Here is an 8,087-nt window from a genome sequence, read left to right on the forward strand (position 1 = left end):
GTCGTGGACCGTCGGCCCCCTGGCGTGTGACAGGCCCGGAGCGAGCAGCGGACACCGCCCGTCAGCTGGACGCGCTCATCGAGGGCCTGACCCTGCACCGCGCCCTCGACACCGAGCCGCAGAGCCGCGAGCTGACACGGCTGGCGGTCACGCGCCTGACGACCGCCGAGGTCAGGCCTCCTGGCGTTTGAGGTCCGCCAGCAGCTGATGCAGCGGCTCCGTCGCCCGGCGGCGGTACTCCTGGATCGCCCAGCCGTTCCCGTCCGGGTCGGTGAAGTGCATGAACGTGGCACCGTCGTCCGGCGTGTACTGGACCGGCTCCGACACGTCGAGGCCGCGTTCGACGAGCTCCGCGTGGGCCGCCTTGATGTCGGCGACGCACAGTTGGAGGCCCTGGTACGAGCCGGGGGCCGGGGTGGGGCCCGGTGTCATCTCCCAGATCGACTCGCCGAGCGCGATCGAGCAGCCGGAACCCGGAGGGGTCAGCTGGACGATCCGCATCCCGGGCATGACCTCCTGGTCGATGTCGACGTGGAAGCCGACCTTGTCCCGGTAGAAGTCCCGGGCGCGGTCGATGTCGGTGACGGGCAGCGGGATCACTTCGAGAGTGAAGTCCATGGCGTGACTCCTTCGTCAGGCATCCGTCGGGCGTCGGACTACGGCTCAGGCGAACCGCCACCGCGTCTGGCTGAACGGCTCCCCCTTACCGAAGCCGAAAACCGTGCGCGGCGCCACCGCGTAGACGGCGGCGTGCCCCGCGCCGTGGTGGAAATAGCCCTCCCGTACCTCGAAGTGCCAGAAACTGCCGTACTTGGCCTCCCACCCGGCGGCCAGTTCGCGTAGCCGGGCGTCGTCGGTCACGCGCCTCGCCTCGCCCTCCACCACCAGGTCGTAGCCCCTGTCCCAGGTGTTCGTGCCGGTGGTGAGCACGACGTGCGGGTTTTCCGCCAGGTTCCGCGCCTTGCGCTCCTCCGGGCCCGTGCAGAAGTGCAGGGCGCCGTCAGACCAGATCGCCGGCAGCGGGGTGACATGCGGGCGCCCGTCCGGTCGTACCGTCGTGATCCAGAACAGCTCCGCCGCCGTGAGCCGCGCTTCGGCCTCCTGCCAGTCGGTCGCGGTGGCCTTCTCGTCGCTGTAGCGGCGGTCCAGCCTGGTCTCGGGGTGCATGGTGGTCATGAGTGTCCTCCCGGCCTCTCGCTTTCCCCCGCTTCACAGGGCAGACCCCGTCCGTCCACCGAACTCATCGGAGCCTGACCCGGGCTCTGCGGTTACGCTCAAAGCCGTACGACCTTGATCCGAAGAAGACCGAAGCAAGACCGAATCAAGACCGAAGCAAGACCGACGCGAGTCCGAGGGAGGCCCGGGATGACGGCGGCGCCGGGGCGCAGGAGCAGTACCTTCACACGGCTGCTGCGGCACGGCTTCACCGACGCCTCAGCCGCCGAACGGCTCCTGGACAGTGCCGAACTCGTGCCCCTGCGCGACGACCCGGTACTGCTCGAAGCGCTGGGCGGGACCGCCGACCCCGATCTCGCGCTGCTCGGCCTCGTCCGGCTGCTGGAGGCCCAGCCGAACCCCGGCGCCCGCCGGGAACTGCTCGACACGCTGATCGCGGCCAAGCCGCTGCGCGACCGGCTGCTCGGCGTGCTCGGCGCCTCCACCGCCCTCGCCGACCACCTCGCCCGGCACCCCGGCGACTGGCAGGCGCTCGTCATGTACGAGGCGTACGACCTGCACCCCGGGGTGGAGGAGTTCGAGGCCGGCCTCGCGGAGGCCACCGACCCGGTCTCCCTGCGCGTCGCCTACCGGCGCTGTCTGCTGTCCATCGCCGCCCGGGACGTGTGCGGCACGACCGGCGTCGCCGAGTCCGCCGCCGAGCTCGCCGACCTCGCCACCGCCACCCTGCGCGCCGCCCTCGGTCTCGCCGAGGCCGCCGCGCCCGAGGACGCCGCCCTGTGCAGGCTCGCCGTCGTCGCGATGGGCAAGTGCGGCGGCCACGAGCTCAACTACGTCTCCGACGTGGACGTCATCTTCGTGGGGGAGGCCACCGAGGGAGCCGACGAGACCAAGGCCGTGCGGGCCGCGACCCGGCTCGCCTCGCACATGATGCGGATCTGCTCGGAGACCACGGTCGAGGGCTCCATCTGGCCCGTGGACGCCAACCTCCGGCCCGAGGGCAGAAACGGCCCGCTCGTACGGACCCTCTCCAGCCACCTCGCCTACTACCAGCGCTGGGCCAAGACCTGGGAGTTCCAGGCGCTGCTCAAGGCCCGCCCGGTGGCCGGCGACCTCGCTCTCGGCGAGGAGTACGTCGCCGCCGTCCAGCCCCTGGTGTGGAAGGCCGCCGAGCGCGAGAACTTCGTCCCCGACGTGCAGAAGATGCGCCGCCGGGTCGTGGAGAACATCCCCGTCGCCGAGGTCGACCGCCAGCTCAAACTGGGCCCGGGCGGCCTCAGGGACGTCGAGTTCGCCGTGCAGCTGCTCCAGCTGGTGCACGGCAGGACCGACACCTCCCTGCGCAGCGGTACGACCCTCGACGCGCTCAAGGCCCTCGCCTCCGGCGGCTACGTCGGCCGCGCGGATGCCGCCCAGCTCGACGAGGCCTACCGCTTCCTGCGCTCCATGGAGCACCGGATCCAGCTGTTCCGGCTGCGGCGGACCCACCTCGTCCCCGAGGACGAGGCCGAGCTGCGCCGCATCGGCCGCTCCCTCGGCCTGCGCGCCGACCCCGTCGCCGACCTGCACCGCGAGTGGCGCCGGCACGCCACCGTCGTACGCCGGCTGCACGAGAAGCTGTTCTACCGGCCGCTGCTCGACGCGGTCGCGCAACTCGCCTCCGGAGAGGCCCGGCTCAGGCCCGAGGCGGCCCGGGAGCGCATGGTCGCCCTCGGCTACGCCGACCCGGCCTCCGCCCTCCGGCACCTGGAGGCGCTGGCCTCCGGCGTCACCCGCAAGGCCGCCATCCAGCGCACCCTGCTGCCCGTCCTGCTGGGCTGGTTCGCCGACTCCGCCGACCCGGACGCGGGCTTGCTCAACTTCCGCAAGGTCTCGGACGCCCTCGGCAAGACCCCCTGGTACCTGCGGCTGCTGCGGGACGAGGGCGCCGCCGCGCAGAACCTCGCCCGTGTGCTGTCCGCCGGGCGGCTCGCGCCCGACCTGCTGATGCGCGCCCCGGAGGCGGTGGCGCTGCTCGGCGACGGGGACGGCGGCGGTCTGGAACCGCGCTCCCGCACCCATCTGGAGCAGGAGATACTCGCCGCCGTGAAACGGGCCGACGGGGCCGCCCAGGCGGTCACCGCCGCACGCGGGGTGCGCCGCCGCGAGCTGTTCCGTACGGCCGCCGTCGACATCGTCGGCTCCTACGGCACCGAGGAGCAGCCCGCCGAGGCCGACCAGGGCGCGCTGGTGGACCAGGTCGGCGGCGCGGTGTCGGACCTGACGGCGGCGACGCTCGCCGGCACCCTGCGGGCCGTGGTGCGGGAGGGCTGGGGCGACAGTCTGCCCACCCGGTTCGCGATCATCGGCATGGGCCGTTTCGGCGGGCACGAGCTGGGCTACGGCTCCGACGCGGACGTGCTGTTCGTGCACGAGCCCCGGGACGGCGTCGACGAGCAGGAGGCCGGGCAGGCCGCCAACAAGGTCGTCTCGGAGATGCGCCGCCTGCTCCAGATCCCCAGCGCCGACCCGCCCCTGCTCATCGACGCCGACCTGCGCCCCGAGGGCAAGTCCGGGCCGCTCGTCCGGACCCTCAAGTCGTACGAGGCGTACTACCGCCGGTGGTCCCTGACCTGGGAGTCGCACGCGCTGCTGCGGGCCGAGCCCGTCGCCGGGGACGAGGACCTGGGCCGCCGGTTCATCGAGCTGATCGACCCGCTGCGCTACCGGGCCGACGGGCTCGACGACGAGGCCGTACGCGAGATCCGGCGGCTCAAGGCCCGGATGGAGTCCGAGCGGCTGCCGCGCGGCGCCGACCCCAAGCTGCACGCCAAGCTGGGCCCGGGCGGTCTGTCCGACGTGGAGTGGACCGTGCAGCTGCTGCAACTGCGGCACGGCTCGGCGGAGCCGGGCCTGCGCACCACCCGCACCCGCCAGGCCCTGGCCGCCGCCCGCACGGCCGGGCTGATCACGGAGGAGGACGCCGCGACCCTGGACGAGGCCTGGGTCCTCGCGACCCGCGTACGCAACGCGGTGATGCTGGTCCGCGGCCGGGCCGGCGACACGTTCCCCACCGAGCCCCGCGAACTGGCGGCGGTCGGCCGCTACCTGGGGTACGGCCCCGGCCACGCGGGCGACATGCTCGACGCCTACCGCCGCACGGCCCGCAGGGCCCGGGGCGTGGTGGAGGAACTGTTCTACGGGGTGGCGGAGCGCTAGGCCGACGGCCCGCGGCCGGCTCGAACCCGCACGCGGTGCCCGGGTGGCGAGGCGGATCTCGCCGGGACCAGGCGCGGCAGCGCGTACGGCTGGGTGCCGTACCAGAGCCTCGCCACCGTGAATCCGAAGGCCAGGCAGAGCAGGCCGCCCACCGCGTCCAGCCAGAAGTGGTTCGCGGTGGCGACGATGACCACCAGGGTCAGCGTCGGGTACAGCAGGCCCAGCACCCGCACCCAGGGGACCGACGCCAGCGCGAAGATCGTCAGGCCGCACCACAGGGACCAGCCGATGTGCATCGACGGCATCGCGGCGTACTGGTTGGACATGTGCTTCAGGTCGCCGGAGGCCATCGATCCCCAGGTCTGGTGGACCATGACGGTGTCGATGAAGTCGCTGCCGTTCATCAGGCGCGGAGGCGCCAGGGGATACAGGTAGTAGCCGACCAGGGCGACGGCGGTGGTCGCGAACAGCACCAGCCGGGTCGCCGCGTACCGGCCGGGGTGCCGACGGAACAGCCACACGAGCACACCCAGCGTCACCACGAAGTGGAGCGTCGCGTAGTAGTAGTTCATGCCGATGATCAGCCAAGTCACCGCGTTCACGGTGTGATTGACCGACTCCTCCACGGCGATGCCCAGCTGGTGCTCGGCCTGCCAGATCCAGTCGGCGTTGCGCAGTGCTTCGGCCCTCTGCTCGGGCACGGCGTTGCGGATCAGCGAGTACGTCCAGTAACTCACCGCGATCAGCAGGATCTCGAACCAGAACCGGGGCCGGCGCGGGGTGCGCGGACGGTGCTGCGAACCCGGGCCGCTCTCGGCCGTAACGGTCTGCGGAAGGGCCGATTCCAGGCCTTCCGGCTTCGTCACGGTCGTATCACCCATAGGCGCAAAGTCTGCCAGAAAAGGACTTCCTCACCGATCATCCCTCGGCCGGGCCCGTGCCGCATGTTCTCCCAACGGCGAGATCAGGCCACGACGTCAGGAACGACCGCGATCCCCGGGTGCCGAAGCGGTCGATCCGCGCACCACCAGCTCCGGCATGAACACGAACTCGCTGTGCGGGGCCGGGGTCCCGCCGATCTCCTCCAGCAGCGTGCGCACCGCCGCCTGGCCCATCGCCGGGACCGGCTTGCGGATCGTGGTCAGCGGCGGATCGGTGAAGGCGATCAGCGGCGAGTCGTCGAAGCCGACCACCGAGATGTCCTTCGGCACGTCCAGGCCCAGCTGCCGGGCCGCCCTGATCGCGCCCAGCGCCATCATGTCGCTGGCGCAGACCACGGCCGTGCAGTTCCGCTCGATCAGGGCCGTGGTCGCCGCCTGGCCGCCCTCCAGGGTGTAGAGCGAGTGCTGGACCAGCTCCGTCTCCACGGCCTCGGCGCCCAGGCCCAACTGGTCCTGCATCGTGCGCACGAACCCCTCGATCTTGCGCTGCACCGGCACGAACCGCTTCGGCCCCAGGGCCAGCCCGATCCGCTGGTGCCCCAGGGACACCAGGTGCGTGACCGCCAGGCTCATCGCGGCACGGTCGTCGGGGGAGATGAACGGCGCCTGCACCTTCGGCGAGAAACCGTCGACCAGCACATACGGCACACCCTGCGCGCGCAGCCGGTCGTAGCGCTGCATGTCGGCGGTGGTGTCCGCGTGCAGCCCGGAGACGTAGATGATGCCGGCGACCCCCCGGTCGACGAGCATTTCCGTGAGCTCGTCCTCCGTGGAACCGCCCGGCGTCTGGGTGGCGAGAACGGGGGTGTAGCCCTGCCTGGTCAGCGCCTGGCCGATGACCTGCGCCAGGGCCGGGAAGATCGGGTTCTCCAGCTCCGGAGTGATCAGGCCCACCAGGCCCTCGCTGCGCTGGCGCAGCCGCACCGGGCGTTCGTAGCCCAGCACGTCGAGGGCGGCCAGCACGGACTGGCGGGTGGTGGCGGCGACGCCCGGCTTCCCGTTGAGGACGCGGCTGACAGTCGCTTCACTCACCCCCGCCTGGGCGGCGATGTCGGCAAGCCGTGTGGTCACAGCACTGGACTGTAGCGGCCGGGGATCTCCTTGCACACCGACGGGACGCCTGGTGCGTGCCGTCCCACGGCCGGCTGCGGGTTGCTGGGTCATCGCGGTCCCCAAAAGTCGAGAAGAGGTCGTGGCCGGCGTCCGATCCGCAACGGATGATTCCCCCGACGGAAACGGATGGCAAGTGCTTGCAGAGTCTTGCACAACTGTCCGACTCCCCGCCGAACAGCCGGAAATCAAGGCTGCGGGGCGGTCGAGAGGAGGTCACGGCGGGATAACCATCGGCACCGCTTGCAAGTTTTTGCTGCAAGGTCTTTCGCAAGTCCTTGAAGCGCGGCTAATCTCACCGACGCCCGGCGGCCAACGGCGCAGTCGGCAGCACGAACGGGCTGACCCTCAAGGAGAACTCATGCGGCGTGGCATAGCGGCCACCGCGCTGGTGGCGTCCCTCGCCCTGGCGGCGACGGCGTGCGGCGGAAGCGACAGCGGCGACGAGGCCGACGGCCCGGTAACCATCACCTGGTGGGACACCTCCAACGCCACCAACGAGGCACCGACGTACCAGGCCCTCGTCAAGGAGTTCGAGGCCGCCCACAAGGACATCAAGGTCAACTACGTCAACGTCCCCTTCGACCAGGCGCAGAACAAGTTCGACACCGCCGCCGGTTCCAAGGGCGCCCCCGACGTGCTGCGTTCCGAGGTCGGCTGGACCCCCGCCTTCGCCAAGAAGGGCTTCTTCGCACCGCTCGACGGCACCGAGGCCCTCGCCGAGCAGGACAAGTTCCAGCCCAGCCTGATCGAGCAGGCCAAGTACGAGGGCAAGACCTACGGCGTCCCCTTCACCACGGACACCCTCGCCCTCGTCTACAACAAGGCCCTGTTCAAGAAGGCCGGCGTCGAGGCACCCAAGACCTGGGACGACCTGAAGAAGGCCGCCGCCACGATCAAGGACAAGACCGGCGTCGACGGCTACTGGGGCTCCACCCAGGCCTACTACGCGCAGAGCTTCCTCTACGGCGAGGGCGCCGACACCGTCGACGTCGACGCCAAGAAGATCACCGTCACCTCGCCCGCGGCCAAGAAGGCCTACGGCACCTGGCAGGGCCTGTTCAAGGGCAAGGGCCTGCACAAGGCCGACACCACCGCGGACGCCTACGCCCACATCCAGGAGGCGTTCGTCAGCGGCAAGGTCGCCTCGATCGTCCAGGGCCCGTGGGAGATCACCAACTTCTACAAGGGCTCCGCCTTCAAGGACAAGAACAACCTCGGCATCGCCACCGTCCCGGCCGGCTCCACCGGCAAGGCGGGCGCCCCGACCGGCGGCCACAACCTCTCCGTCTACGCCGGCTCCGACGCGGCCCACCAGAAGGCCTCGATGAAGTTCGTCAACTTCATGACCTCGGCGAAGGCCCAGGAGACCATCGCGCTGAAGAACTCCACGCTCCCCACCCGCGAGGACGCCTACACCGCCGAGGTCAAGGCCGACCCCGGCATCGCCGGCTACCAGGGCGTGCTGTCCTCCGCCCAGCCGCGTCCGGCGCTGCCCGAGTACAGCTCCCTGTGGGGCCCGCTGGACGACGAGCTGATCGAGATCGCCGGTGGCAAGGAGTCCCTGGACAAGGGCCTCGGTGACGCCGAGACCGCCATCACCAAGCTGGTGCCGGACTTCTCCAAGTGACCGCCGCGTGGCCGCCGGGTCCCCTCGGGGGG

Annotated in this window: 6 protein-coding genes and 1 pseudogene; 3 read left to right on the forward strand and 4 right to left on the reverse strand. The window is 71.1% G+C overall.

Features of this window, described 5'->3' with window-relative positions; all coding sequences use genetic code 11:
- Positions 1 to 191: pseudogene (locus tag ACWIF2_RS39125) on the forward strand (hypothetical protein); the annotation flags it as partial.
- On the opposite strand, the gene ACWIF2_RS39130 reads toward ACWIF2_RS39125, so the two are convergent.
- On the reverse strand, positions 172 to 618 hold the full coding sequence (locus tag ACWIF2_RS39130; RefSeq protein ID WP_454366278.1) for a VOC family protein: 447 nt from the start codon (positions 616 to 618) through the stop codon (positions 172 to 174). The pseudogene ACWIF2_RS39125 and the gene ACWIF2_RS39130 overlap by 20 nt on opposite strands.
- Before the next feature lie 45 nt (positions 619 to 663).
- A complete protein-coding gene (locus ACWIF2_RS39135) occupies positions 664 to 1,176 on the reverse strand; it encodes a pyridoxamine 5'-phosphate oxidase family protein (protein ID WP_454366280.1) in 513 nt (170 codons plus the stop codon).
- 189 nt (positions 1,177 to 1,365) lie between these two features.
- Here ACWIF2_RS39135 and ACWIF2_RS39140 point away from each other — a divergent pair, with 189 nt between their 5' ends.
- Positions 1,366 to 4,374 (forward strand): bifunctional [glutamine synthetase] adenylyltransferase/[glutamine synthetase]-adenylyl-L-tyrosine phosphorylase, encoded by a 3,009-nt coding sequence (locus tag ACWIF2_RS39140; protein WP_454366282.1) that lies wholly within the window; start codon positions 1,366 to 1,368, stop codon positions 4,372 to 4,374.
- On the opposite strand, the gene ACWIF2_RS39145 is transcribed toward ACWIF2_RS39140, so the two are convergent.
- On the reverse strand, positions 4,371 to 5,255 hold the full coding sequence (locus ACWIF2_RS39145) for a phosphatase PAP2 family protein (protein ID WP_454366283.1): 885 nt from the start codon (positions 5,253 to 5,255) through the stop codon (positions 4,371 to 4,373). The genes ACWIF2_RS39140 and ACWIF2_RS39145 overlap by 4 nt on opposite strands.
- A gap of 96 nt (positions 5,256 to 5,351) precedes the next feature.
- Entirely contained in the window at positions 5,352 to 6,386 is a 1,035-nt protein-coding gene (locus ACWIF2_RS39150) for a LacI family DNA-binding transcriptional regulator (protein ID WP_382499389.1), read from the reverse strand.
- A 400-nt stretch (positions 6,387 to 6,786) separates the two neighbouring features.
- Here ACWIF2_RS39150 and ACWIF2_RS39155 point away from each other — a divergent pair, with 400 nt between their 5' ends.
- On the forward strand, positions 6,787 to 8,055 hold the full coding sequence (locus ACWIF2_RS39155; RefSeq protein WP_454366285.1) for an extracellular solute-binding protein: 1,269 nt from the start codon (positions 6,787 to 6,789) through the stop codon (positions 8,053 to 8,055).
- Positions 8,056 to 8,087: the final 32 nt, after the last annotated feature.

This window comes from Streptomyces sp. NPDC055506, from assembly GCF_053643595.1.

Bases quoted from the DNA above. Each gene is read 5' to 3' on its own strand.
- ACWIF2_RS39130 (WP_454366278.1), bottom strand. From the start codon at position 618: ATGGACTTCACTCTCGAAGTGATCCCGCTGCCCGTCACCGACATCGAC.
- ACWIF2_RS39135 (WP_454366280.1), bottom strand. From the start codon at position 1,176: ATGACCACCATGCACCCCGAGACCAGGCTGGACCGCCGCTACAGCGAC.
- ACWIF2_RS39140 (WP_454366282.1), top strand. From the start codon at position 1,366: ATGACGGCGGCGCCGGGGCGCAGGAGCAGTACCTTCACACGGCTGCTG.
- ACWIF2_RS39145 (WP_454366283.1), bottom strand. From the start codon at position 5,255: ATGGGTGATACGACCGTGACGAAGCCGGAAGGCCTGGAATCGGCCCTT.
- ACWIF2_RS39155 (WP_454366285.1), top strand. From the start codon at position 6,787: ATGCGGCGTGGCATAGCGGCCACCGCGCTGGTGGCGTCCCTCGCCCTG.